The organism is Parundibacterium terreum (genome assembly GCF_014636315.1).
GTDB classification, from domain to species: Bacteria; Pseudomonadota; Gammaproteobacteria; order Burkholderiales; family Burkholderiaceae_D; genus Undibacterium; species Undibacterium terreum.
In genome coordinates this window covers 278,119-302,550 of the sequence record NZ_BMED01000005.1, presented here as the reverse complement: position 1 = coordinate 302,550, position 24,432 = coordinate 278,119, and the positions used below count along the sequence as shown (strand labels likewise).

At 53.5% G+C, this 24,432-nt stretch carries 24 protein-coding genes; 2 read left to right on the top strand and 22 right to left on the bottom strand.

All coding sequences use genetic code 11. The annotated features are described in order from the left end of the window. Positions 1 to 2: 2 nt before the first annotated feature. The 14 genes from IEW12_RS22100 to ndk form a co-directional block, all read right to left on the bottom strand. Positions 3 to 200 (bottom strand): DUF2065 family protein, encoded by a 198-nt coding sequence (locus IEW12_RS22100; protein ID WP_229751277.1) that lies wholly within the window; start codon positions 198 to 200, stop codon positions 3 to 5. Positions 201 to 405: 205 nt separating this feature from the next. Next, positions 406 to 1,311, bottom strand: coding sequence for a protease modulator HflC (gene hflC / locus IEW12_RS22095; RefSeq protein WP_188568281.1), 906 nt, complete (start codon positions 1,309 to 1,311; stop codon positions 406 to 408). Continuing rightward, a complete protein-coding gene (hflK, locus tag IEW12_RS22090) occupies positions 1,311 to 2,582 on the bottom strand; it encodes an FtsH protease activity modulator HflK (RefSeq protein ID WP_188568280.1) in 1,272 nt (423 codons plus the stop codon). Before hflK ends, hflC begins: the two co-directional genes overlap by 1 nt. Positions 2,583 to 2,650: 68 nt before the next feature. Continuing rightward, on the bottom strand, positions 2,651 to 3,787 hold the full coding sequence (hflX, locus tag IEW12_RS22085) for a GTPase HflX (protein ID WP_188568279.1): 1,137 nt from the start codon (positions 3,785 to 3,787) through the stop codon (positions 2,651 to 2,653). A 27-nt stretch (positions 3,788 to 3,814) separates the two neighbouring features. Next, complete coding sequence (gene hfq, locus IEW12_RS22080) at positions 3,815 to 4,051, bottom strand: RNA chaperone Hfq (protein WP_188568278.1); 237 nt, start codon at positions 4,049 to 4,051, stop codon at positions 3,815 to 3,817. 188 nt (positions 4,052 to 4,239) lie between these two features. Beyond that, a complete protein-coding gene (gene der / locus IEW12_RS22075) occupies positions 4,240 to 5,583 on the bottom strand; it encodes a ribosome biogenesis GTPase Der (RefSeq protein ID WP_188568277.1) in 1,344 nt (447 codons plus the stop codon). A gap of 5 nt (positions 5,584 to 5,588) precedes the next feature. Continuing rightward, positions 5,589 to 6,743 (bottom strand): outer membrane protein assembly factor BamB, encoded by a 1,155-nt coding sequence (gene bamB / locus IEW12_RS22070; RefSeq protein WP_188568276.1) that lies wholly within the window; start codon positions 6,741 to 6,743, stop codon positions 5,589 to 5,591. Between the two features lie 15 nt (positions 6,744 to 6,758). Further along, positions 6,759 to 7,415 carry a YfgM family protein gene (locus tag IEW12_RS22065; protein WP_188568275.1) on the bottom strand — a complete coding sequence of 219 codons (657 nt, stop codon included), beginning with the start codon at positions 7,413 to 7,415 and terminating at the stop codon, positions 6,759 to 6,761. A gap of 12 nt (positions 7,416 to 7,427) precedes the next feature. Continuing rightward, entirely contained in the window at positions 7,428 to 8,795 is a 1,368-nt protein-coding gene (gene hisS, locus IEW12_RS22060; protein WP_188568274.1) for a histidine--tRNA ligase, read from the bottom strand. Between the two features lie 103 nt (positions 8,796 to 8,898). Beyond that, positions 8,899 to 10,173, bottom strand: a complete 1,275-nt coding sequence (ispG, locus tag IEW12_RS22055; protein WP_188568273.1) for a flavodoxin-dependent (E)-4-hydroxy-3-methylbut-2-enyl-diphosphate synthase — start codon at positions 10,171 to 10,173, stop codon at positions 8,899 to 8,901. A 2-nt stretch (positions 10,174 to 10,175) separates the two neighbouring features. After that, on the bottom strand, positions 10,176 to 11,318 hold the full coding sequence (locus IEW12_RS22050) for a helix-turn-helix domain-containing protein (protein ID WP_188568272.1): 1,143 nt from the start codon (positions 11,316 to 11,318) through the stop codon (positions 10,176 to 10,178). Continuing rightward, positions 11,311 to 12,114: a type IV pilus biogenesis/stability protein PilW gene (gene pilW / locus IEW12_RS22045; protein WP_229751276.1), complete on the bottom strand. Its 804-nt coding sequence runs from the start codon at positions 12,112 to 12,114 to the stop codon at positions 11,311 to 11,313. The genes IEW12_RS22050 and pilW overlap by 8 nt, the downstream gene beginning before the upstream one ends. Next, positions 12,111 to 13,268: a dual-specificity RNA methyltransferase RlmN gene (rlmN, locus tag IEW12_RS22040; RefSeq protein WP_188568271.1), complete on the bottom strand. Its 1,158-nt coding sequence runs from the start codon at positions 13,266 to 13,268 to the stop codon at positions 12,111 to 12,113. The genes pilW and rlmN overlap by 4 nt, the downstream gene beginning before the upstream one ends. Positions 13,269 to 13,368: 100 nt before the next feature. Continuing rightward, positions 13,369 to 13,794: a nucleoside-diphosphate kinase gene (gene ndk, locus IEW12_RS22035; RefSeq protein ID WP_188568270.1), complete on the bottom strand. Its 426-nt coding sequence runs from the start codon at positions 13,792 to 13,794 to the stop codon at positions 13,369 to 13,371. Positions 13,795 to 14,061: 267 nt separating this feature from the next. Here ndk and IEW12_RS22030 point away from each other — a divergent pair, with 267 nt between their 5' ends. Continuing rightward, positions 14,062 to 14,754, top strand: a complete 693-nt coding sequence (locus IEW12_RS22030) for a Bax inhibitor-1/YccA family protein (RefSeq protein WP_188568269.1) — start codon at positions 14,062 to 14,064, stop codon at positions 14,752 to 14,754. Positions 14,755 to 14,849: 95 nt separating this feature from the next. On the opposite strand, the gene rlmD is transcribed toward IEW12_RS22030, so the two are convergent. From rlmD to surE, 5 genes are all read right to left on the bottom strand, one after another. Then, positions 14,850 to 16,184 (bottom strand): 23S rRNA (uracil(1939)-C(5))-methyltransferase RlmD, encoded by a 1,335-nt coding sequence (gene rlmD / locus IEW12_RS22025; RefSeq protein WP_188568268.1) that lies wholly within the window; start codon positions 16,182 to 16,184, stop codon positions 14,850 to 14,852. A 224-nt stretch (positions 16,185 to 16,408) separates the two neighbouring features. Continuing rightward, positions 16,409 to 17,419, bottom strand: coding sequence for an RNA polymerase sigma factor RpoS (rpoS, locus tag IEW12_RS22020; RefSeq protein ID WP_188568465.1), 1,011 nt, complete (start codon positions 17,417 to 17,419; stop codon positions 16,409 to 16,411). A gap of 54 nt (positions 17,420 to 17,473) precedes the next feature. Next, entirely contained in the window at positions 17,474 to 18,412 is a 939-nt protein-coding gene (locus IEW12_RS22015; RefSeq protein ID WP_188568267.1) for a peptidoglycan DD-metalloendopeptidase family protein, read from the bottom strand. 210 nt (positions 18,413 to 18,622) lie between these two features. After that, entirely contained in the window at positions 18,623 to 19,537 is a 915-nt protein-coding gene (locus IEW12_RS22010) for a protein-L-isoaspartate(D-aspartate) O-methyltransferase (protein WP_188568266.1), read from the bottom strand. Next, positions 19,534 to 20,271, bottom strand: a complete 738-nt coding sequence (surE, locus tag IEW12_RS22005) for a 5'/3'-nucleotidase SurE (RefSeq protein ID WP_188568265.1) — start codon at positions 20,269 to 20,271, stop codon at positions 19,534 to 19,536. The genes IEW12_RS22010 and surE overlap by 4 nt, the downstream gene beginning before the upstream one ends. 108 nt (positions 20,272 to 20,379) lie before the next feature. On the opposite strand from surE, the gene IEW12_RS22000 reads away from it, so the two are divergent. Beyond that, complete coding sequence (locus IEW12_RS22000) at positions 20,380 to 21,360, top strand: NADPH:quinone oxidoreductase family protein (RefSeq protein ID WP_188568264.1); 981 nt, start codon at positions 20,380 to 20,382, stop codon at positions 21,358 to 21,360. Positions 21,361 to 21,422: 62 nt separating this feature from the next. On the opposite strand, the gene IEW12_RS21995 is transcribed toward IEW12_RS22000, so the two are convergent. The 3 genes from IEW12_RS21995 to IEW12_RS21985 all read right to left on the bottom strand — a co-directional run bounded on the left by IEW12_RS21995 (position 21,423) and on the right by IEW12_RS21985 (position 24,428). Continuing rightward, a complete protein-coding gene (locus tag IEW12_RS21995) occupies positions 21,423 to 22,658 on the bottom strand; it encodes a cyclic di-GMP phosphodiesterase (RefSeq protein WP_188568263.1) in 1,236 nt (411 codons plus the stop codon). A 386-nt stretch (positions 22,659 to 23,044) separates the two neighbouring features. Then, positions 23,045 to 23,842: a uracil-DNA glycosylase family protein gene (locus tag IEW12_RS21990; RefSeq protein ID WP_188568262.1), complete on the bottom strand. Its 798-nt coding sequence runs from the start codon at positions 23,840 to 23,842 to the stop codon at positions 23,045 to 23,047. 22 nt (positions 23,843 to 23,864) lie between these two features. Further along, entirely contained in the window at positions 23,865 to 24,428 is a 564-nt protein-coding gene (locus IEW12_RS21985) for a type II secretion system protein N (protein WP_188568261.1), read from the bottom strand. Positions 24,429 to 24,432 lie beyond the last annotated feature (4 nt).

Below are 24,432 nucleotides of genomic sequence, written 5' to 3'. Positions count from 1 at the left end.
ATTCAGAAATCAGTCAAAAAAGATACGATTACAACGATCAGCAATCCGCAGGCTCCCAGCAACATGCCGAGAAAACGAATCTGTCCGTCAGAAAATTGTGCTATCCGTTGCCAGGTTTCACGCCATTGCTTTGGAAAAACCAAAGGCAATAAACCTTCCAGCAATAACATCAAGCCAAATGCCAGAGCCAAAGTCAGCATCACAATCCGCCGCTCCCAGATTTCCAGACTATTCGCTGCTCCAACAATCTAGCCCACTGTATAAGCGCGCCACGTCGCAAGGAACTCAGCAATAGTGTTTTCAATACAAGATACCTGAACAGACGTAAGCAGGCAGCAATCAAAAGATTGCCGCCTGCCTATGGATGATCCCCTCAAATACTAGCGAGAGAGGGTCGACAAATTGTCACTTCCCTTTTGTAGCTCCTGCAGCTCCTGCTGCGCCGGCGCCCGGTGCCTTAAAGTACTTGAAAAACTCGGAATTGGGGTCTACCACCAATACGTCGCTCTTCGTTTTAAAGCTGGCGCGATACGCCTCGAGACTACGGTAAAACTTGTAAAATTCCGGATTCTGGCCAAACGCCTGCGCATAGATCTGCGACGCTTCCGCATCACCGGCACCGCGCATTTTTTCCGCTTCGCGGTAGGCTTCAGCCAGTATCACGACCCTTTGCCTGTCGGCGTCGGCGCGAATTTTTTCCGATTCGGCGGAGCCGGTAGAACGCAATTCGTTGGCGACCCTGGCGCGCTCAGACTTCATCCTGTCATATACGGAATTATTGATCTGCTCGACATAGTCCACACGTTTCAGGCGAACATCGATAATTTCAACACCGATCTGTTTGGACTCATCCGTGACCTTGGTCCTGATTGCTTCCATTACCTTGCCGCGCTCGCCGGAAATCACTTCGCGCACTGTACGCTTGGTTATTTCATCGTTCAGCGCCGCTTTAACGATCTGCGACATCCTGTCCTGGGCCCGGCGCTCATCGCCACCAAAACTGACGTAGTACAAACGAGGCTCGGTGATACGCCATTTGACATAGGTATCCACCAGGATGTTTTTCTTTTCCGCAGTAATGAAGCGATCGGTTTCCGGAGAATCGATGGTCAGAATACGTTTATCCAGTGTCAATACATTTTGGAAAGGCGGCGGCAATTTAAAATGCAGGCCTGGCTCGCTAATGACGGATTTGACTTCACCCAGAGCGAAAACAATCGCATAGGAACGCTGATCGACAACGAAGATGGTCGAGTACAACACCATCAGCACGATGGCGATTGCCACGACAGAAGAGATAAGGCGGTTCATTATCGCACCTCCCGATCGCGTGAATCCCTGACATCCCGGCCGCGGCTGTCCCTGTTGTAACGCATTTCTACTGTCGGCACGCTATCGGTAACCTGGTTTGCAGGCGCTACCGGCGCAGGCGCCTGTGCCGCCTTATTGGCGTCCGTTTGTGAAAGCAATTTATCCAAAGGCAGGTAAATCATATTGTTACCGTTTTTAGTATCCACCATCAATTTGGTGGTGCTGGTAAATATCTGCTGCATGGCGTCGATGTACATGCGGTCACGGGTAACGGCAGGCGCTTTCTGGTATTCGGTCAAAACTTGCTTGAAGCGTGACGCATTACCTTCCGCATTGGCCACTACACGGGATTTATAGCCTTCCGCATCCTGCAGCAAGCGGGATGCTTCGCCGCGTGCTTTAGGGATCACATCATTGGCGTAAGCCTGGCCTTCATTTTTTTGGCGCTCGCGGTCCTGGCCTGCTTTCACCGCATCATCGAAGGAAGCTTGTACCTGCTCCGGCGGCTGCACGCCCTGCATGGTCACATTAGTGACCTGCACACCTGCTTTATAACGCTCCAGGATTTGCTGCATCAAGGTCTGTACGTCAAACGCCACCTTCTCACGTCCCTCGTACAAGACGAAATCCATCTTGCTCTTGCCGACGATTTCCCGGATGGCCGTTTCAGCAACCTGCCTCATTGCCTCTTCGGGGTCGCGAGTGCTGTACAGCCACTCTGCGGCGCTTTTCAATTTGTATTGCACGGCGAACTGGATATCGATGATATTTTCATCGTCCGTCAGCATCAATGCTTCTTTGGGCTGTTTGTTTTTTACATTGGAGCGATAGCCTACCTCAACGGTGCGCACTTGCGACACATTGACGATTTCATGCCCTTGTATCGGATAAGGCCAGCGCCAGTTGAAACCTGCTACCGTGGAATGGCTGTATTTGCCGAATGTGGTGATAACTGCAGTCTGGCCTTCCTGAACGATAAAAAATCCGCTGACCATCCAGATAAAAGCAAGCACGGCGATAATCACGCCCAGACCGAGTTTTGCGCCGGCAGCATCCGGTGTGAAGCCACCGCCGCCATCTCCGCCGCCATTTCCTTTTTGACCGAATAGACGGCTCAGACGCTGATTGAAGTCACGCCACAACTGATCCAGATCCGGAGGCCCCTCTGCGGGCTTCTTTCCATCCTGGTTATCATTTTTTGAACCGCGCCCCCATTGAGGGTCGTTCAACGAAAGCGTCAAACCAATTTTTTTTAGAAATGAAACAACCATTCTGTCGTTTTCCAATGAAAATAGTAGGTTGGACTACAAGTAAGCCATACAGCTTAAATTCATGAGCTTCAGCTAAAACGCGCGTCATCCAACTCTACTACGGGAGCAGGATTCAGCCGCTTTAACGCTTCTTCTTTTGCAAATTCGCCAATCGCCTGCCTCAGCATGTCCATTCCAGCGCCGGTTTGAGCACTCAGAAAAACCCTGTGGATTTTATCATACTCGCCCAGCTCCAGACCCGGCTCCATGCCCGCCAGATCGATCTTGTTCCACACAAGCAACTGAGGGATATGGTCTGCACCAATCTCCTTCAGCACATGGTTGACCTGCTCTATCTGATCCAGCCTTACCGGACTGCTGGCATCCACCACATGCAGCAACAAGTCGGCATGAATGGTTTCTTCCAGCGTAGCGCGAAAAGCAGCCACCAGTTGATGCGGCAACTCGCGAATAAAACCTACGGTATCCGAGATGACCACATTGCCTGCCTCCCCCAGATACAGCCGCCGCGATGTTGTATCCAGCGTCGCGAACAGCTGATTGGCCGCATAAGTACCGGCCTTAGTCAGGGAATTGAACAAAGTAGACTTGCCGGCATTGGTATAGCCGACCAGCGAAACCGAAAAAGTGTTACTCCTGCCGCGCGAGCGCCTTTGCGTTTCCCGCTGCTTGTGCAGCTTGTCCATCTTTGCCCTAAGCGCTTTTACACGCTCGCCCAGCAAGCGCCTGTCTGTTTCCAGCTGGGTTTCACCCGGGCCGCGCAAACCGATACCGCCTTTTTGCCGTTCCAGATGCGTCCAGCCGCGTATCAGGCGCGTTGCCAAATGCTGCAATTGTGCTAACTCGACCTGAACCTTGCCCTCATGGCTATGCGCACGTTGCGCAAAGATGTCCAAAATCAGGCTGGTACGGTCAACGACCCTGACCTTCAGGTGTCGCTCAAGATTTCTTTGCTGTGCCGGAGAAAGCGCATGATTAAAGATGACGATGTCCAGCTTGGCGTCGGCAACAGCATGTGCAATTTCATCAGCCTTGCCCGAGCCCACGAACAAGGCAGCATCGGGGCTGGAGCGCTTACAGGTGATGGTTGTAATCGGCTCTGCTCCCGCCGATTGGGAAAGCAGAGAAAGCTCTTCTACACTGGCGGCAAAATCGTCTTTACCGAAGTCAACACCGACCAGGGCGGCGCGCGTAGTCAAAGACATTTTTCCAAGTTGCAACAAACCAAATGATTACTCAGCTTCAGATTCGAGATTGATGCTGACAGCGCGGGCAGGTACCACGGTGGAGATCGCATGTTTGTAGACCATCTGAGTGACGGTATTGCGCAGTAATACGACATATTGGTCAAAAGATTCAATATGGCCCTGCAATTTAATGCCGTTCACCAGATAGATGGAGACGGGGATGTGTTCTTTGCGTAATGCATTCAAGAACGGGTCTTGTAACAGTTGCCCTTTGTTGCTCATAACAGCTCCATTGTGTTGTTGTGTTCAGGAGTTGGGGACAATTTATTAAATCTCAAGTGTCCCAAAAGTTAATTACGATATAACTGTAATCTATTTTCGATTTTGGTGCCAGAAAATGCCGGTACTTCGAGGGCGAAGAGCCTGAAAACTCTATCGCCTTCATCAAGCTGCACTTCCAGAGACGCCGCTTATTTCTCGGGTTTTGCGAAAGGATTTTTACCCGATCGCATCTCGATACGTAATGGAGTCCCGGTTAGCGAAAAAGTTTCACGGAAATGTTTTTCAAGGTAACGCTTATACACATCGCCGATCGCTTCCAGCGCATTGCCGTGAATAACAATGATAGGAGGATTTTGACCACCCTGGTGGGCATAACGCATCTTGGGACGGATAGACCCTTTGCGCTTGGGCTGCTGATGCTCAACCGCCTCGATCAGCGCGCGCGTCAGTTTAGGCGTGGACAGATTGGCCATCGCCGCAGCGTAGGCAGCATCAACCGATTTCATCAGCGGCGCAATGCCGGTAGACTTCAGCGCAGAGACGAAATGGAATTTGGCAAACGACAGGAAGCTCAGCTTGCGATCGATGTCCATCTTGATCTCGTCGCGCCTGTCGCTTTGCAAGCCATCCCATTTATTGACGCCGACCACCAGCGCACGGCCCGACTCCAGGATAAAGCCCGCAATATGCGCATCCTGCTCGGAGATATCCTGTTGCGCATCCAGCAGCAGCAGGACCACATTGGCCTCGGAAACGGACTGCAAGGTTTTTACGACAGAAAACTTTTCAATCGCTTCAAACACCTTGCCGCGGCGGCGGATACCAGCGGTATCAATCAATGTGTAATGCTTGCCATCGCGCTCAAACGGAATTTCTATCGAATCACGGGTTGTACCCGGCATATCGAAAGCAATGACCCTGTCTTCGCCCAGCAAGGTATTGACCAGCGTGGACTTGCCGACGTTTGGACGGCCGACGATTGCAATCTTGATGCCCTTCACCACATCTTCCGGCTCCGGCTCTTCGGGCGGACGTTGTGCAAAGGCGATATCCAGCGATTCCTCCACCAGATCGACGACACCGTCGCCGTGGGCAGCGGAGATCACATAAGGGTCGCCCATGCCGAGTTCGTAGAAATCCGCCGTCACCGACGTATATTTCATGCCCTCTGCCTTGTTCACCACCAACATTACGGAGCGGCCTGATTTACGCAGGAAATCGGTAATGGTCTTGTCGTGCGGCGTCAGACCCTGGCGGCCGTCAACGATGAAAATGACAACATCGGCTTCAGCGACCGCCTGCTTGGTCTGCTTGGCCATTTCATGCATGATGCCTTCTTTGGCTACCGGCTCAAAACCGCCGGTATCAATGACCAGAAAAGGCCTGTCGCCAATACGGCCTTCGCCGTAGTGCCTGTCCCTGGTCAAGCCAGGAAGATCGGCAACCAGTGCATCCCGAGAACGAGTGAGCCGATTGAACAGCGTGGATTTGCCGACGTTTGGTCGGCCTATAAGTGCAATAACCGGCTTCATTTCAATTACTCGGTCGCCAATGCAACCACTGCCCCTGATTTGGTTTGAACAATCAGATTCGAGCCAGCAACCAACGGTGCTGAAACGATCGGACTGCCATCGGTACTGATACGACCGATGAAAGAACCATCTTCCCTGGAGAGAAAATGGACATAGCCGAAACCGTCGCCAACTGCGACAGCACGGCCAAAAGATGTGGGCGTAGACAAACGACGGTGCGCCAGCTTGTCATTCTTCCACTCACTGGCGCCGGCACTGCGGGAAAACGCAGAAACCGCACCCTGGTCATCCGCCGCGAAAACAAATCGCTGGTCTACGCTGACGCCGACATCGCTGGACAAATTCTTGGCCCAACGCACTGCGCCGGAAACCAGATCATAGCAGCCGACACGCCCCTGGTAGGCCACGGCGCAGACTTCACGATCGACCACGACAGGCGTACCCGATACGTCGGCAATACGTTCCAGCTCGGTGGCACCTTTAGGATCGCCCGCCGCCGCTTCCCAGCGCAAGCCGCCGTTATTGGTAGAGAGTGCAGCCATACGGCCGCCAGGCAAGGCAACGATCACCAGCTGGTCAGCAATAACGATACCCGGCACAGTGCGCAAGATCAATGCAGGCAAAGGACGGTCCACAGTCCACTTGCGGGTGCCGGATTCGATATCATAGGCGGCAATCTTGTTATCGATGCTGCGCACGATCACCAGGCCCTGCCCTACCGCCGGGGCAGACAGGATTTCACTCGAAGCCTGCACCTTCCAGCGCAGCTTGCCGCTATTGTCAAATGCCAGCACGAAGCCTTTTTGGCCAGCTACGGCGACGATATTGCCATCGGCGCCGACACCGGCTGTCAGAGGCATATCGGCATTGGCGCTCCATACGGTACGGCCGCTGGATGCTTCCAGCTTGACCACTTTACCGTCTGCACCCGCCGCATAAATAAACTCACCTGCCTGCGCAGGAGCAAATGTATACACGCCTGCGTTACCGACAGAAGCTGACCAGGCCTGCTTGACCGCCATCGTCTGCTTAAACTCATGCAATTCTGCAGGAGGATGTTTCGATTCCTTGCTGGAGAACGGATTGTACTTGGAAATCGTGGAACATCCCGTCACAGCCAGCAATGCTGCTATACCAACAATCTTGGCAGAAAAATGCATGTATAACCCCTTTTATTATTTGCTTGCCACTTTGGCGGCACTAGCTCCGCCAATGGCTTCCAGCTTCAACTGTATCAGTTGGCGACCAGGATTTTTTTCGTTGGTCTTGTCCAGTGCTGCCTGATAAGCAGTTCGTGCTTCTGCAATTTTATTTTGTGCGACATAGATATCACCCTGGCGATCGGCAACCTCACCTGCAAACTCTGGCGCAAATTCGCCGGACAGCAACTTCAGGCCATCATCATAGGCTTTCTCATCCAGTGCAATGCCGGCCAGACGTATCTTGGCCAGAGCTTTGTACTCTTCGCCGCTATCGTGGTCTGCAACCCATTGCAACTGAGCCTTGGCAGCCTTCAGGTCGCCTGCTTCAAATGCGCTTTTTGCCGCAGACAAAGCCGCCATCGGCGCGTAGGCAGTCTTGCCGAACTTCTCGGCCAGATCGCCAGCAGCACGCTGCACCTTGGTATTGTCTTTGGCTTGCACCGACTTTTGCAGTTCTTCGTACAACAGGGATGCCTGGGCCGCCTGTCCGCTCTGATAGTTATTCCAGTAAGTCCAGCCGGCAAAAGCCGTCAGACAGATAATCAGCAGCCAGGTGACCAGGTTGCCGTATTGTTTCCACCATGCTTTAAGCGTGTCTATCTGCTCTTGTTCTTCGAGATCGTATGCCATGTTTTTATAAGTCTAGTGATGAATATGAATGTGATTCGGGTCGTCGCAGCAGTCTGCATCGCCATCTGCGCCTGTGCCGGCAATCTGGTCAACCAGATAGTCCACCGCAGTGTCGAAAGGCACGCTGACCTGGTTGTTTTCCATGTCCTCGGAACGCAGGGCCTTGATAGTGACAGTATTGGCTTTCGCCTCATCTTCACCGATGATGACTGCGTATGCCGCACCACTGCCATCCGCACGTTTCATCTGCGACTTGAAGCTGCCGACAGACGCCGCAGAGGCGCAATGTAACACAACATCCAGCCCGGCATCGCGTAAACGCTCACCCAATACAAAACTTTGCATCTGCGCTTCATCGCCCTGGTGCACCAGGTAAACGTCGCATTGGCTAGGCGCGTGGGTTTCGCCGGCGGCCTTCATCAGCTCCAGCAAACGCTCCACACCCATCGCAAAACCGCAGGCAGGAGTCGGCTTGCCGCCGAAAATAGTGATCAGCGGATCATAACGGCCACCGCCGCAAACCGTGCCCTGAGAACCCAGCTCATCGGTTACCCATTCGAACACGGTGCGGTTGTAATAGTCCATGCCGCGCACCAGGCGTGGATTGATCGAAAATGGAATAGCATTGTGACGCAAAATCTTTTGCACACCTTCAAAGTGGGCCTTGGATTCTTCATCCAGGTAATCCAGTAATTTAGGCGCCTTGTTTACCATATCCTGCATCGCTGGATTCTTGGTATCCAGAATACGCAGCGGATTGGAGTGCAGGCGCCTTTGCGCTTCTGCGTCCAGCAGATCCTTGTGCTGTTCAAAGTAGGCGATCAGATCCGCGCGGTGCAGATTGCGCTCATGCGCATTGCCGATGGAGTTGAGCTCCAGGCGGATGTTTTGCAGGCCGAGATCGTCCCACAGGCGCTGGCACATCATGATCAGTTCTGCGTCGATATCCGGTCCGCTGAAGCCGACCGCCTCTGCACCAACCTGATGGAACTGGCGATAACGGCCACGCTGCGGCCTTTCATGGCGGAACATCGGGCCGTTGTACCACAGGCGTTTGGGACCGTCATAGGTCAGGTTATGTTCCAGCGCTGCGCGCACGACACCGGCGGTGTTTTCAGGACGCAGGGTCAGCTTGTCGCCATTCATCGAATCCTCGAAAGAATACATTTCTTTTTCGACGATATCGGTCACTTCGCCCAGGCCACGCGCGAATAATGCAGTTGGCTCTACAATGGGCGTACGGATTTGCTGAAAACCATAGCTCTTCAATACCGACTGCACGGTATTTTCAAACAGTTCCCACAAAGGCGCGTCTGCGGGCAGGATGTCATTCATCCCTTTCACGCCAACGATCTTTTCAACTTTCTTGTTTTCCGACATTCTTGGATATCCGATTCTGATAGGGCAGCAAACATCGCTGCATTTCCACTTTTTACTGAACTAAAGACTGAATTTCTTTTCGCTTTGCGAGGCAATTGCCTGCCTAGCTGACAGCACCATGCACCGGCGTGTAATTGGCTTTAACATAGTCAAGCACGATGGCATGAAACTCTTCTGCGATATTATCGCCGCGCAGTGTCATGGCCTTGGCGCCATCGATAAAGACAGGGGCCGCCGGCGACTCACCGGTTCCCGGCAGGCTGATGCCTATATTGGCATGCTTGGATTCACCAGGCCCGTTGACGATGCAGCCCATGACGGCCACATTCATGTTTTCAACACCGGGATACTGCTTCTTCCATACCGGCATCTGGTCGCGCAGGAAAGTCTGGATGTCATCCGCCAGTTGCTGGAACACCGTCGATGTCGTACGGCCGCAACCAGGGCAGGCAATCACCATAGGCGTGAATTTTCTCAAGCCCATGGTTTGCAGGATCTCTTGACCGACGACCACTTCCTTGCAACGATCGCCGCCGGGCTCCGGCGTCAGCGAAATACGTATCGTGTCGCCTATACCCTCCTGCAGCAATACAGATAAGGCGGCAGTTGAGGCAACGATGCCCTTGCTGCCCATGCCGGCTTCGGTCAGGCCCAGATGCAACGGGTAGTCGCAGCGCTTGGCCAGTTCGCGGTATACCGCGATCAGATCCTGCACTCCGGACACCTTGCAGGACAAAATGATTTTGTCGCCGGCCAAACCAAGCTCTTCAGCCCTCACCGCATTTTCTATCGCTGACGTAATCAGCGCCTCGTACATCACGGACTGGGCGCTCCACGGCGCTGCGCGTTGCGCATTCTCATCCATGATGCGTGCCAACAGTGCCTGGTCCAGGCTACCCCAGTTAACACCTATGCGTACCGGCTTATCGTAAAGGCAGGCCATTTCTATCATTTGCGCAAACTGGGTGTCGCGCTTGGCGCCCTGGCCGACATTGCCCGGGTTGATGCGGTACTTGGACAAGGCCCTGGCGCAATCCGGAAAATCTTTCAGCAAGGTATGGCCGTTGTAATGAAAGTCGCCCACCAGCGGCACATCGATATCCATGCGGTCCAACTGTTCGCGTATTGCAGGAACAGCGGCAGCAGCCTCCGCATTATTTACCGTGATGCGCACCAGCTCGGAACCGGCACGCGCCAACTCCTTGATCTGGATCGCCGTGCCGATAGCATCGGCGGTATCGGTATTGGTCATCGACTGCACCACAACAGGAGCACTACCGCCTACGATAATTTCGCGCTTTCCGTAGACGATTTTCGCGCTACGGCTGGCGCGGCGGGCAACCGGGCCCGAAGCAATGGCAAATGGAGAAGACGTCATGCTTACTTCACATTCAGATTAACAACATTACTATCCTTGCTTGCCTGGATATCCATCGATGCTCCACGCAGCAGGCCGTCTACGCCACCGGCATTACCCAGCCGCACCTGCAAAGGTTCTTTGACGTCAAATGATTCTTCTGTACCGGCCCTGGCCAAATGGGAAGTCACAACGGTACCGTTGGCGCGCTTGACCTGTACCCAGGAATCCTGCCGGAACTTCAGTTTCATTGCATTCGCAGGATCAATCACACCAGTAGCACCAGCCGCAGCAGCAACCGCCGGAGACGGTGCCGGCACATTAGTCTGGCTGGCAGGAGCAGCAACTACCGGCTTGGCGGGCACTACCACCGGAGCAGCCACGGCAAGCGAGGCCGCAGGCTCGGCAATTTTCTTTTCCGGCTCAGCTTTAGTCACCACTGCCGCTTCTGCTGTTTTAGCAGGAGCACTGGCCACTGCATCCTGTACCGCAGGCGCACTCAAGGACACAGGCGCCTTCGCCGCTTGCTCATCCGCTGCAACCACGGGAGCAGGATCGGCAACAACATCACCAGCAGTCGCAGCAGGCTCCGCACCGGCAGTGGGAGGCGCCGAACTTGCAGGCAGCAAATTCTTCAGATAATCCGTATGTTCCAATTTTTGGAAAGCAAAAAAAGCAATTGCCAGCACGGCCAGCAAACCAGCCCCGAGGATATATTTATTATTGTTCGCATCCTGCCTGCCCATCAGGGGCAAACGGGACTCCAGGAATGGCGTCGCCATTGCGGGCTTCAGTGCAGTTACCTGGGCGCCGGCGGGCGTCGCATCTTGCGGCAACAAGGCAACGATAGGCTCAGCATCAATCTTCAACAACTTTGCATACGAACGCACAAAACCACGCAGTATCACCGCTTTGGGCAAGGCATCAAACTGATTTGCCTCCAAGGCCGCGATTTGACGCGGCGACAATTTCAAATGATCTGCAACCTGCTGTACCGACATATTTTTCTGCTGCCGCGCAAAAGCCAACTGGGCACCGGCGGAACGATCTGCCGATGCAGCAAAGACCGCTGCGGATTCTTCTACTACAGACTCTGGCGCCACGTCCAGTTCCGGCTCCGAGGTATTCAATTGTTCCGGTAACAAATTCGTACCTACCTCACTCATTAAAAGCTCCTCGCTGCAATAAGTCGTATTCTTTGGATTCAGGGTAACGGCGTCTCAGTTGCGTCGACAAACTGCTGACCGAAATCTGGTCGCCGCGTTTTTTTTCTATTTTTATCGCCAGCCACAGCACTTCCGGCGTCAGGACTTCAGCCTTCACCATGCGCTCAATATAAAAATGCGCTTTATCAAAATCGCCGCGGTCATACTGCATCTTCGCAATATTGACATTGACGGAAGGGTTTCCAGGATCTGCCCGGAAAGCCAGCATGAAATAGCGCTCAGCCGCTGCATCATCCTTCAATTTCAGGCTGCAAATACCCGCTGTGCTCAAGGTCTTGGCGCCGCCGGCATATTTCGGTTCTTTCAAAGCCTGCTCAAAATAAGGCATGGCCTGCCGCGCACGTCCGTTCTGGCACAGGAACCAGCCGTAGTTCTGCGCAACATCCGGATTATTCGGCGCCAGCTTCAGCGCATACAGGAAATTATCCTCGGCTAACTGCTTGTCGCCCATATCCATGAAAATCAGGCCGCGGACGTTATACGCATCAACCAGATCGGGAGAGGAGATCAGTGCCTGCTTGATCTCTTCCAGTGCAACTTTCTGCTGTCCTTGCTGGTAGTAGTCGATTGCCAGTTGCATACGTATTGCCGCACGCTTCTGCTTATCGATATTCTCGGTTCCGGTAAGGCCGTCATTTTTAGGCCCTTCCAGGGTTTTGGTTGCACATGCAGATAAGATCAGCGCACAACCCACTGCGCTCAATACAAAACGGTAGTGCATTCCAAAAATCTTCACTGAGTGATCTCCACGATTTTGCCAAAATTTTCGCCAAACTTCTTTTGATACTCCGCCATCTTCTGCATGCGCTCCTGCACACGCGTCCTGTCCTGCACTTCACCGGCAAGCTGACCGCAGGCCGCATCGATGTCATCACCGCGCGTCTTGCGTATCGTGGTCACCAGACCGGCATCCATCAATATTTGCGCAAAGGCCTTGATCCTCGGATTATGCGAGCGCTTCAGACCCGACTCAGGGAAAGGGTTGAACGGGATCAGGTTGAATTTGCATGGAACGTCTTTAACCAGAGCGACCAACTCGCGCGCGTGCTGGTCAGTGTCATTCACGCCGTCCAGCATGCAATACTCAAACGTAATGAAATCACGCGGTGCATAGTCCAGATAGCGCTTGCAGGCATCCAGCAATTCCTGCAGCGGGTATTTTTTATTCAAGGGAATCAGGCCGTCACGCAGCGCGTCATTCGACGCATGCAAAGACACAGCCAGCGCGACCGGGCATTCCTTGGATAGCTTGTCTATCATCGGCACCACGCCGCTGGTAGACAATGTCACGCGGCGACGCGACAAGCCGTATGCATTATCGTCCAGCATCAGACGCAGCGCAGTAACGGTAGGCTCAAAGTTCAACAAGGGCTCACCCATGCCCATCATCACCACGTTGGTGATCTGGCGTTCGCCTTTGGGACCTGGCGCAATGCCTTTAGTCTTGCGCAATTCAAATTCAGCCATCCACAACTGGCCGATAATTTCGCCCACGGTCAGGTTGCGATTGAAGCCCTGCTTGCCTGTGGAGCAAAAGCGGCAGTTGACTGCACAGCCGGCCTGCGTGGAAATACATAGGGTTCCCCGATTTTCTTCGGGGATGAATACTGTTTCAACTGCGTTGCCCTGCCCTACATCCAGCAGCCATTTACGCGTCCCATCCGTTGAGGTATGGTCGCTGATAATGGCGGGAGAGGCGATGTGGGCGCGCGTTGCCAACTTCTCGCGCAAAGATTTCGCGAGATCCGTCATGGATTCAAAATCGCCAGCGCCGAACTGGTGTATCCAGCGCTGCAATTGTTTTGCACGAAACGGCTTCTCACCCAACTCGCCGCAATAAGCGATGAGTTGCGCAGGATCCAGATCCAACAAATTGGTGAGTGCCGTCATTTGCTTCTTCCTTCTCGTCCCGGCTTGCCTGTTGTCAAACCGCTTTTGGGCAGTCTGCTACTGGCAAGAAGGACGACATTCAATAGTTACTATTTGTTGATTAACGTGAGTACACGTTCAGAGCTGGGAAGAAATACGAGATTTCAACTGCTGCTGTTTCTGCTGCGTCGGAACCGTGAACTGCATTCGCGTCGATGGAGTCAGCGAAATCAGCACGGATAGTGCCGGCTTCTGCTTTCTTAGGATCGGTTGCGCCCATCAGGTCGCGGTGCTTCAGGATTGCGTTTTCGCCTTCCAGAGCCTGAACGATGACAGGACCGGAAATCATGAAGTCAACCAGATCCTTGAAGAAAGGACGTGCAGCGTGTACAGCGTAGAAGCCTTCAGCTTCAGCGCGGGACAAATGGATCATGCGAGCAGCAACGATCTTCAAGCCTGCATTTTCAAAACGGCTGTAAATTTGACCAATGACGTTTTTTGCAACTGCATCAGGCTTAATAATAGACAATGTGCGTTCGATAGCCATCTAAAAACTCCAATAAAATGAAAGGGTTAAGACAAAAACTCAAGAATTCATCTAACCTTAGATTTTACCACGAAACATACCTCTCTAGGGAGCTTGTCGATTATCACAATTACCAGCAAGCATTATTTTGCAATTTAGCATTAAATGCCCGCAATAGGGAACAGCGATTACGTGGTAATCTTCTAAATACACTTGGCAAAAGCAATAATTTACAAGATCAAATATTGATGCCATGCACACAGAATAGATCGCCTCAAGGAGAATGCAATGAACCAACCCCTGCAACAGTCTTATGAATTTGGCGCCAATCCGGCGCTGGTACGCCACCGCGTGCTACGCAATACCTATTGGCTACTCGCCCTGTCCATGATCCCGACCGTCTTTGGTGCGTGGCTGGGCGTGCAACTGCAGTTTGCGTTTTTCCCGAACAACCCCGGCATTGCCATGTTTGCAATTTTGGCAATTGCATTCGGTTTCATCTTTGCCATAGAAAAAACCAAGCAATCCGCGCTTGGCGTCGCCATCCTGCTGGGCTTCACCTTCTTCATGGGCCTGCTGCTGTCACGCCTGATCAGCCGCACACTGGGTTATTCCAATGGATCTTCGCTGGTCATGCTGGCTTTTGGCGGTACTGCAACCATCTTCGCTGTCATGGCGACAATCGCAACAGTATCCAAGCGTGACTTTTCCGGCATGGGCAAATGGCTGTTTGCCGGCCTGCTGGTCATGATCGTAGCGGGCGTCGCGAATATCTTCCTGCAATTGCCTGCCTTGCAATTGACGATGTCGGTGATCGCGATCTTCATTTTCTCGGCCTACATCCTGTATGACGTCCAAAACGTGATCAATGGCGGCGAAACCAACTACATCAGCGCGACGCTGAATATCTACCTGGATCTGTACAATATCTTCGTCAATCTGTTGTCCCTGCTGGGCATCTTCGGCGGCAGCCGCGACTGACAATCAACGCAGACCAAAAAGTAAAAGAGCCGGCAAATGCCGGCTCTTTTGTTTTCAAATATTGCCTGCAGGGCGCTGTGCCACCCGGCATCCGGCTATGCCAGCTCGAACACCGCCATGGATTCCACATGCGAGGTGTGCGGGAACATATTGACCACACCTGCATGGGTCAGGCGATAACCACCCTCATTCACCAGCATGCCGGCATCCCGCGCCAGCGTAGAGGGGCTGCAGGACACATAGACCAGGCGTTTTGGCCTTAACTCAGGAGCGACCGTAGCCAGGTCGATCAGGGCCTGACACACCGCCATCGCGCCATCGCGGGGAGGATCGATCAGGAAACGGTCGAACTTGCCGAGTGCAACGAAATCTTCCGCTTTCACCTCAAATAAATTACGGGTGCCGAACGAGGTTTTTGCCTCCAGGCCGTTCGCCTTCGCATTTTCCAGGGCGCGCTCGGTCAGCGCTGTACTGCCCTCAATGCCTACCACCTCTTTTGCCATCGTCGCAATCGGCAGCGTGAAATTGCCCAAGCCGCAAAACAGGTCGGCGATACGCTCATTTTCCTGTACGTCCAGCAAACGCAGGGCCTTTGCCACCAGCACGCGATTGATGTGGTGGTTAACCTGGGTAAAATCGGTAGGCTTGAACGGCATCTTTACGCCGAACTCCGGCAGCGTATAGTGCAACTCCGGCGTGGTCGGATAAAACACTTCGGCGGTATCAGGGCCCTTGGTCTGCAACCACCATTGCACCTGGTATTGATCCGCAAAAGATTTCAGTTTCAGCTCATCATCTGCGCTTAAAGGCGCCATGATGCGCAGCACCAGCGCCGTCACGCCCTCGCCGACCGCCAACTCGATTTGCGGCACTTCTTCGACGATGGACAGCGATGCGATCAAGCCGCGCAAGGGCATCAGCATCTGCGAAACATTAGGCGGCAGGATCTCGCAGCTTTCCATGTTGGCGACATAGCGCGATTTTTTTTCATGAAAGCCGACCAGTACCGCGCCCTTTTTGCGTACATTGCGCACCGACAGGCGCGCGCGATAACGGTATCCCCAGGTAGGGCCGTAGATAGGCCGCATCATGGTTTCCGCCTTGACCTTGCCTATGTGCCACAGATTATCTTCCAGCACCCTTTGCTTCATCGCCACCTGGGCATTCGGCTCCAGATGCTGCATCGAACATCCACCGCAAGTGCCGAAAAATTCGCATTTCGGTTTGACCCGTTGCGACGACTCCTTCAACAGGGCAGTCATCGTGGCAGCTTCCCAACTGGCTTTTTTCTTGAAGGTCTGGAAGCCGACTGTTTCGCCGGGCAATGCACCTTCAACAAAGACAACCTTGCCCTGGCTGCCGTCTTCATTCAGCAAATGGCCGACACCGCGCGCGTCCATATCAAAGGAACGGATATTGATAGTATTCATGATTGCTTGCGGCGATCCGCGCAGAGAGCGGACAGCGCCGTTTTATTTTCAGTAAGATGAGCTTAAGAAGTGCCCGCAACAGGAAATTGCGGGAAAACCGGAATTATAAGGGAATAGTTAGAAAAATAGTCCGCACCAAGCCATTGGGACAAAGGAGCAAAGGGCAGGATTTAACCGATAGACATCAATATATGCACAAAATACGCGTAAAACGCATACCCACTTTACAAAAGTGCATCCCTGCCCACACCGCGTGATGCAAACGAGCGCTTCAGCTTGACCAAAGCCTCTTGCTGTATCTGGCGCACCCTTTCGCGGGTGATGCCCATTTCATCGGCAAGAGTTTCCAGCGTGGCCGGATCATCATTGTCCAGGCCAAAACGGCGCACGATGACGATTCTCTGCTTGTCCGGCAACTTGGACAGCCAGTCACGCACCAGTATCGTCATTTCATGATGCTCGGCCCGAATATCTGGACCGTCATCACTATCACCTGGCAGCATGTCCATCAGGCTGGATTGTGGATCATTGTCCAGCGGTGTATCCAGCGAAGTCGCATGCTCGGAAAGAGCAAGGATATCCTGCACCTCGTCAATCGGGCGATCCACCAGATGCGCAATATCTTCCAGCGCAGCATCCCTGCCGTCACGCTGCTGGGATTCCAGATGGTATTTGGCCCGCAGTATCTGATTCAGCTCGCGCACCATGTGCACCGGCAAGCGTATCGTGCGCGCCTGGTTCATGATTGCCCGCTCTATGCTCTGGCGTATCCACCAGGTCGCATAAGTGGAAAAACGAAAGCCGCGTTCCGGCTCGAACTTGTCAATTGCGTGCATCAGGCCGAGGTTGCCCTCTTCTATCATATCCAGCAATGCAACGCCGCGATTGATGTAATGCTTGGCAATAGAAACAACCAGGCGCAGGTTGTGCTCTATCATTTTCTGGCGCGCTTCGAAATCGCCCTGCTTGGCGAGGGTCGCGTAGTGCAGCTCCTCGGCCGAACCGAACAGCGGCCGGGTGCCTATCTGGTTCAGGTAATGCTGGGTAGTATCGGTTGATAGCTCAGCCGCCAGCACCGTCTTCAACTCATCAATCGGGGCAACGATCAGTGAAGCAGGATTATCACCGCTACCCTCTTCGTCTTGAGCATCTTCACCCGCAGCGTCGGAGAAATCGGACAAATCTGACTGCTGGTCAGGTGCCGCATCGGCTACCTGCTCCTGGTCATCGTCCATTTCTGATGCTTGACGCTGATAATTGATAGGTGAATTATTGGTCATGAATTTGTCTTAGCGACCTGGTAAAAATTTAGAGGGGTCAACAGGTTTTCCTTGCTGGCGTATCTCAAAATGCAGCTTCACGGCATCGCTGTCGGAACTGCCCATTTCTGCGATTTTCTGCCCCTTCGCAATCGCATCCCCTTCCTTTACCAGGATGGACTTGTTATGCGCATAGGCAGACAACAAATTGCTTGAATGCTTGATAATCACAAGATTACCATATCCTCGTATGCCGCTGCCCGCATACATCACCTTACCCGCACCTGCAGCCAACACCGCTTGACCCAGCTTACCCGAAATATCCAGGCCCTTGTTCTTTGATTCATCAAAAGTTGCAATTACTTTGCCGTCCGAAGGCCACATCCAGTCTACCGCATCCGCATCAGAGGCCGGCGTATCAGGCTGCTTCACGACAGGCGGAACAACAACCGGCGGCACATCAGGCTTGGGAATATTTGCCGCTACGACAGGAGCAGAGCCGGCAGGGCCGTCTGCCTTTTGCAACTCAGCCAGGTTGGCATCGGAAAAAGGCTTCTTGTCGCCACGCGGCCCGGTCTTGTTGTTGGCAGAGGGAGCAGGCGTCAGCGGACGCACTTCGACGCCGCTACCGACGGTTACGCTGCCGGTTTGCGGCGTGCCGTCAGGCGGCGCAACGCGCAATACCTGATCCACCTTGATGTCATTCGGATTTTTCAGGTTGTTCCAGGTCACGATATCGCTATAGCTTTGCCCATGGTCCAGCGCAATCCTGTACAGGGTGTCGCCCTTCTTGACGACATAAGTACCACGGGTATCGGCTGGCTTGACCGGCTTCACTTCTGCCGGCTTAGGGGCTTCCACAGGAACATTGTCGGTGCTTTTCTCAACTACCGGCGCCTTGCCGACGGTCTGGCAACCTGCCAGCAAAGCCATCATCAAACCTAAACCGATATACTGTATTTTCTTCATTCTCATTGCTGTCAATTCATCTATTGGATGAGACGGGATACGCTCATGCCGGAACTTGTTTAATATATTAACGTACGGCCGCGCGCATTAAATGCCATCTGCTGCAGCCCATATCTGGGGAACATCTGGCACTGGCGATTATCGACTCTCACCCCTGGCCTGCTAGGCAAGCATCCTGACAAGGATAAGCAGACAGTTCGCAACAGCAGCCTAAATCACGCCTTTGTGCAACGGAACAAAATGGCATTGTTCCAGCACAGAACTGCTCCATTCATTTTTTGCCACACGCTGTATCAATTGCAAAACCTGGTTCTTACCGCCCACCGGGGCAATCAACCTGCCGCCTATGCTGAGCTGATCCAGCAAGGCCTGTGGCACTTCCATGCCCGCCGCAGCCAATATGATACCGTCAAAAGGGGCAACTTGAGGCAATCCGAGCATGCCATCGCCATAATGCAGGCGAATATTGGCGATGCGCATAGGCCTTAAATTGGTTTTTGCCAATTCATGCAGGGCCTTGATGCGCTCGATGGAGTACACGTCCTTGGCGACCAGCGACAATACCGCCGCCTGATAACCGCAGCCGGTCCCTATTTCCAATACCCTGTTCAGCGTGCCACCGTTGCGCATGATTTCTATCATGCGGGCAACAATGTAAGGCTGTGAAATCGTCTGGTGATGGCCTATCGGCAAGGAAGCATCGATATAGGCCTGGCTGGACAGGCCGGCATCAATAAACAGATGCCGTGGCACGGCCTCCAGCGCCCCCAAAACCATGCTGTCCTTGACGCCTTGCTGCGCTACGCGCTTAACCATCGCACGGCGCACAGCGTCCGACACCAGCGGACTTGGGCTCGTATTTACCTGCGATGGCAGCTGTGATGGCCTTAGCTCTGCCGAAGCACTGGCCGTCGACCGCTGTGCCGCCCCCTGCATGCTGGAACCGCCATAGATACCGGCAATGCCGCTGGACAGTGGCTTCGGCGAAAGCCCCCGCGAAGCGCTCTGATTTTGCATCGCGGTCTGTGGCGTCGCCGTTTTTACCGAGTACGATGCGCCTATGCCCTTACCCTTATTAACCACCGACGACAAAGGCAGCGGAAAACGTTTTTCTTTACCGCTCATGCCAGATCCGCCCCCAACTGATCCATTTGCCGGGTATCGGTCAAATCTATCTGCAAAGGTGTTACTGAAACATAGCCCTGCGACGCAATATGGAAATCCGTGCCGTCGCCTGCATCCTTGGCTTTGCCGGGTGGACCTATCCAGTAGATATCGCGGCCATGCGGATCCTTTGCCCGGATCGCGCCTTCCGCCATGTGGCGCCGCCCCAGGCGTGCAGTGCGTACGCCCTTGATTTGCTCATAAGGCAGATTGGGTATGTTGACATTCAGCAGGAAAGGCCGGGCCAGCGATTCAAAGCGGCGCTCCACCATCTCGCGCGCAACCCGGGCTGCTGCGTCGAGGTTGGCCCAGCCTTTTTCCAATTGAGAAAAGGCAATCGCCGGCACCCCAAAAAGATAGCCCTCCGTAGCCGCTGCAACGGTACCGGAATACAAGGTATCGTCCCCCATATTCTGCCCCTGGTTGATGCCGGAAACGACGAGATCGGGCTGCTCTTGCATGATCGCCGTCAAGGCGATATGCACGCAGTCCGAAGGTGTACCATTGACGAAGTAAAAGCCGTTGGAAGCACGAAAGACTGACAATGGCCGGTCTAGCGTCAATGCGCTGGAAGTACCGGAGCGATTGCTGTCGGGAGCCACTACAGTAATGTCGGCAATCGGAGCCAACACCTCCGCCAAAGCGACAATACCAGGAGCCAGATAGCCGTCGTCATTACTGATCAGGATTTTCATACAGGCATTTTACCTGATGCCTAAGTACAATTTTGTACAGCAATTATTTTTTTAAGGCATAATCGTTAAAAACAAACGACCGTACTATTTTAAAAAGGAGACAAGCGCATGAAAGCAATAGTTTGCAAAGCCTGGGGATTGCCGGACACACTGGTAGTGGAAGACTTGCCAGACGTGACGCCAGGCCCCGGCCAGGTGGCAATAGACGTCAAAGCTGCAGGGGTGAACTTCCCTGACGTGCTGATCATCCAGAATAAATATCAGTTCAAGCCTGAATTGCCGTTTACACCAGGCAGTGAACTATCCGGTGTCGTGCGCGCTGTGGGCGAAGGCGTCAGCAACGCCAAGGTCGGCGACAAAGTGATCGCCTTTATCGGTCACGGTGCTTTTGCGCAGCAGGTGGTGGTGCCTGCGCAAGCCATCATGCCTATACCTCCAGGCATGGATTTCGATACAGCCGCAGCAATTACGCTCACCTATGGCACATCGCATCACGCTGTGGTTGATCGCGCGCAGTTGAAGGCGGGAGAAACCATGCTGGTGCTGGGTGCCGCAGGCGGTGTGGGCCTGGCAGCGATAGAAATAGGCAAAGCTCTTGGCGCACGCGTGATTGCCGCGGCCTCTTCCGATGAAAAACTGGCTATTTGCAAAGAGCATGGCGCAGACGTAACAATCAATTACAGCACCGGCGATTTGCGCGAAGCGATCAAGGCGGCAACTGACGGCAAAGGGCCGGATGTTATCTACGATCCTGTGGGCGGCATCTATGCCGAGCCTGCTTTCCGTTCCATAGGCTGGCGCGGACGCTATCTGGTAGTCGGCTTTGCCAATGGCGAAATTCCCAAACTGCCTTTGAACCTGACATTGCTGAAAGGTGCTTCACTGGTCGGCGTATTCTGGGGTGAGTTTGCCAAGCGCGAACCGAAAGCAAACCTCGCTGCTATGCGCGAAATGATGGGCTGGCTGGCGGAAGGAAAGATACGTCCGCACATCTCAGGACGCTATGCGCTGGCAGACACCGCCACTGCGCTGAACGATATTGCGGCGCGCAAGGTTACCGGCAAGGTAGTCATACAGCCGGAAAAATAAGCCGATTTGGCGTACAGGCGCAGATAAAAAAACCGCTGCATCTTGCCGATGCGGCGGTTTTTTTAATGTACGAGCGCTGCAGCCTCCCCCAGCCAAAAACGGGTGATGTCCTTGAAGCCCCACTTGGCGACATCTTCCCTGGCGACGATCTTGTCTTGCAAGCCGGCACCCGCGAGATCCAGCAACAGCGGAGTAATATAAGTCTGGGATTTGCTGGAAAAGAAGACTCGCACTTTGGGCAACAGCAGGGATTTCCCTACCTGCTGCTCAACGACAACGCCAAGGCGTCCGGATTCCATCCGCACCAATGTGCCGCTGGGATAGATGCCTATGCTTTTGACAAACGCCTGGAATACTTTTTCATCAAAATGCTTGTTCTTGCTCCACTCCGCCATCTTGCGCAAAGAATCGGCGGGACACCAGCCCTGCTTGTAAGGCCTGTCAGAAGTAATCGCATCATACACATCGCAGACTGCGCCCATGCGCGCCAGCAAGCTGATCTGGTCTCCAGCGAGACCGTGCGGATAACCGGTGCCATCCATTTTTTCATGGTGATGCAGGCAGACGTCCAGCGCAGCTTCGCTGACGCCTTTTCCTTCCAGCAGGATCTTGTAACCCGCCTCAGGATGCCCCTTCACTGACATGAACTCGGCATCGGTCAGCTTGCCGGGCTTGCTCAGGATATTTGCAGAGATGGCCATCTTGCCTATGTCGTGCAGTAAACCCGCCAGACCTGCGTCGCGCGTCTCTTGATCGCTCAGATTCAACTGCTTGGCCAGCGCTACCATCAACGCACAGACGGCGACCGAATGCATATAGGTATAGTCGTCCTTGCTCTTCAGACGCGCAAGGCCGATCAAAGCATCCTGGTTGCGGAAGACCGAAGCGGTAATTTCCTCCACCAAGGGCATCGCATCCTTGACGTCGACAGCACGTCCCATCCTAGCTTCGCTAAACATGGAGAAGACCGCGTCGCGCGACTTGTTGACGATGATGGCAGCCCTGCCCAACTCATCGTGCATGGATACCGTTTCCGGTTTGCGAACCGGCGTACGCACTACGAGCGCGGGTGTTTTAGCTTCAGGGGCAGCACTGGGAGCAAGCTCAGCCAAAACATCCAAGCCTTTATCCGTGTCTATCGTGGCGTTACGAATGTTCGTTTTTAATACCGCAGACAGCGTAGCACTATCGGCCACCATGAAAGACTTTTGCCAAAACGGCGTATCGATCCAGGAGCTATCCAATTCGTGGATGAACATGCCCACGCGTAACTGCTTAACATCAATTTTCTTTAACATGGTTTGGACCAAAAATAGCTATCATGTTTTCAACTGATGCTTGTTGTCTTAACTCATCAGAACAAACTCATTGCTTGAGTTCACGCAAAATAATTTCCGTATGACAATTATTATCCAAAGCAATATTAATACCTAGTGCTAATTTGCAATAAAGCTGTAAATTAATGTTAAACGCGTATATTTAATGGTGAACGCGTGTATTAAGAACAAGGCTTGAGGATTTAACCCATATTGTGTTGTTTTTAAAGAAATTTTCAACCAACACTGATCCGTCCTGAACCTTTTGGAGGATCAATGCAATGGCAACAATGCACTAGCAGCGGGCATGCAGGAAAGAGGCGCGGGCTGGGCATTGCCCACGCTGAAGAAAAGTCAAAGAATGGGTATCAGGCTTTGCTGAGCAATTGCATGGGGCCGAAGAACGACTGCATGCCTTGATTCGCAATGAAGGAAAGATTGTATGGGTGCTCGGCAACAATCTGCGGGAAAGACTTGCTCACTTCGACCAGCTTCAACTGCTCGGCAATTTTCCCCCACAAAACCAGTTGCGGCAGCGTGCCATGCTGAACGTGAAAATCATGGAGAGCTTGCAGTACGACACGCAAAAATGGCAGCCATGCCTTGGCATCCTTGACCGGCGCGACATCAGACCTAAACACCAGCGAGGCATTCAATAGCAGGAAGCCGTGGCGCTCCAAATTGTGCTGCAGTTCCGGCAGCGTTTGTATCATGCCGGAAGCGGGCTGGCGGGCCTGCCTGGAAACTTCCGCCATCGCAGTTCCTGCCGTATTTTCCATGCTCAGCTTGCCATCTGCCACCAACAGCATCTTCATGAAATTACGCAATGACGTCGCGCGATTTACTTTCTTGGACAAGCCGCCATCTACTTCCTGCGACCATAATTCGCGTACCGCGCCATCCATGAAGCAAACACCTGTTGCACTCTCTTCACGCGGATACGGTCCCTCACCAATCAATACATGCCTGACCTTGGACATGGGCATGCTGAAGGCAGCAAACAGCCGGTCCTGAGTCGGCAGGAATGCGCCATTGGAAAGAGTTTGCAGATACGCTGGATCAGCCGCCTGCATAGCGGCAAGGCCTGACTGTATGCTGGGCAACCAGGATGGGTCTACCAGCTTCAGCGACTGCTGTACTGCTGGGGGAAAATCAAAACTATTCATGCTATCTCTATACGTTCCGACACTATTGTGTAGGCGCACCCGGCATCACTGCGGGCAAGGATGCCGCCGGGATTACTGACATGGGCGGAGGTCCATTCCGGCTCAGGCTCGGTGGCGGCGGGGGTGACAACGGTGCCGAGGGTGCCGAGGGTGCATTGGGGGTAACGGGTGAGAGAATGGCCGATGAAGATTTGGAGGCAGGCAGGTCTACCCGCTTGTTCACACCGCCCTCCGACAGGATGATGTAACCGTCATGCACTTCTGTCACCTTGATCCCAGGCGACAGCTCACTATTGACGGCAACTGCCAGCGTAGCCTGGCCGTTGACCCCGATGATAGCGACGCTTTCCTGCGGCCGTTTTGCGACCACAACGCCTTTCAACTGATAATTGCTGGCCGCCTGCGCAACTTGGGAAGCACCAAACAGGCCTCCCCACTGGCCTGGGGCCGGTTCAAAAACAGGCGCGGCAGCAGGCACGGCAAGCGGCCTCACAACCGGCCTGAACATGCGCAGCCCCCAGTAGCTGAGCGACACGCACAGCAAGATAAATACGGCAAAACTCGCATACAAAGGCAGGCGCTTCATTTCA

Bases quoted from the DNA above. Each gene is read 5' to 3' on its own strand.
- bamB (WP_188568276.1), bottom strand. From the start codon at position 6,743: ATGCATTTTTCTGCCAAGATTGTTGGTATAGCAGCATTGCTGGCTGTG.
- IEW12_RS21985 (WP_188568261.1), bottom strand. From the start codon at position 24,428: ATGAAGCGCCTGCCTTTGTATGCGAGTTTTGCCGTATTTATCTTGCTG.
- IEW12_RS22050 (WP_188568272.1), bottom strand. From the start codon at position 11,318: ATGAGTGAGGTAGGTACGAATTTGTTACCGGAACAATTGAATACCTCG.
- hflX (WP_188568279.1), bottom strand. From the start codon at position 3,787: ATGTCTTTGACTACGCGCGCCGCCCTGGTCGGTGTTGACTTCGGTAAA.
- rpoS (WP_188568465.1), bottom strand. From the start codon at position 17,419: ATGGACGATGACCAGGAGCAGGTAGCCGATGCGGCACCTGACCAGCAG.
- surE (WP_188568265.1), bottom strand. From the start codon at position 20,271: ATGAAAATCCTGATCAGTAATGACGACGGCTATCTGGCTCCTGGTATT.
- ispG (WP_188568273.1), bottom strand. From the start codon at position 10,173: ATGACGTCTTCTCCATTTGCCATTGCTTCGGGCCCGGTTGCCCGCCGC.
- hflC (WP_188568281.1), bottom strand. From the start codon at position 1,311: ATGAACCGCCTTATCTCTTCTGTCGTGGCAATCGCCATCGTGCTGATG.
- IEW12_RS21995 (WP_188568263.1), bottom strand. From the start codon at position 22,658: ATGTTAAAGAAAATTGATGTTAAGCAGTTACGCGTGGGCATGTTCATC.
- hflK (WP_188568280.1), bottom strand. From the start codon at position 2,582: ATGGTTGTTTCATTTCTAAAAAAAATTGGTTTGACGCTTTCGTTGAAC.
- rlmN (WP_188568271.1), bottom strand. From the start codon at position 13,268: ATGACGGCACTCACCAATTTGTTGGATCTGGATCCTGCGCAACTCATC.
- hisS (WP_188568274.1), bottom strand. From the start codon at position 8,795: ATGTCGGAAAACAAGAAAGTTGAAAAGATCGTTGGCGTGAAAGGGATG.
- IEW12_RS22015 (WP_188568267.1), bottom strand. From the start codon at position 18,412: ATGAAGAAAATACAGTATATCGGTTTAGGTTTGATGATGGCTTTGCTG.
- IEW12_RS22100 (WP_229751277.1), bottom strand. From the start codon at position 200: ATGCTGACTTTGGCTCTGGCATTTGGCTTGATGTTATTGCTGGAAGGT.
- IEW12_RS22000 (WP_188568264.1), top strand. From the start codon at position 20,380: ATGAAAGCAATAGTTTGCAAAGCCTGGGGATTGCCGGACACACTGGTA.
- ndk (WP_188568270.1), bottom strand. From the start codon at position 13,794: ATGGCTATCGAACGCACATTGTCTATTATTAAGCCTGATGCAGTTGCA.
- hfq (WP_188568278.1), bottom strand. From the start codon at position 4,051: ATGAGCAACAAAGGGCAACTGTTACAAGACCCGTTCTTGAATGCATTA.
- IEW12_RS22065 (WP_188568275.1), bottom strand. From the start codon at position 7,415: ATGGCATACGATCTCGAAGAACAAGAGCAGATAGACACGCTTAAAGCA.
- IEW12_RS22010 (WP_188568266.1), bottom strand. From the start codon at position 19,537: ATGAGCGGTAAAGAAAAACGTTTTCCGCTGCCTTTGTCGTCGGTGGTT.
- der (WP_188568277.1), bottom strand. From the start codon at position 5,583: ATGAAGCCGGTTATTGCACTTATAGGCCGACCAAACGTCGGCAAATCC.
- IEW12_RS22030 (WP_188568269.1), top strand. From the start codon at position 14,062: ATGAACCAACCCCTGCAACAGTCTTATGAATTTGGCGCCAATCCGGCG.
- rlmD (WP_188568268.1), bottom strand. From the start codon at position 16,184: ATGAATACTATCAATATCCGTTCCTTTGATATGGACGCGCGCGGTGTC.
- IEW12_RS21990 (WP_188568262.1), bottom strand. From the start codon at position 23,842: ATGAATAGTTTTGATTTTCCCCCAGCAGTACAGCAGTCGCTGAAGCTG.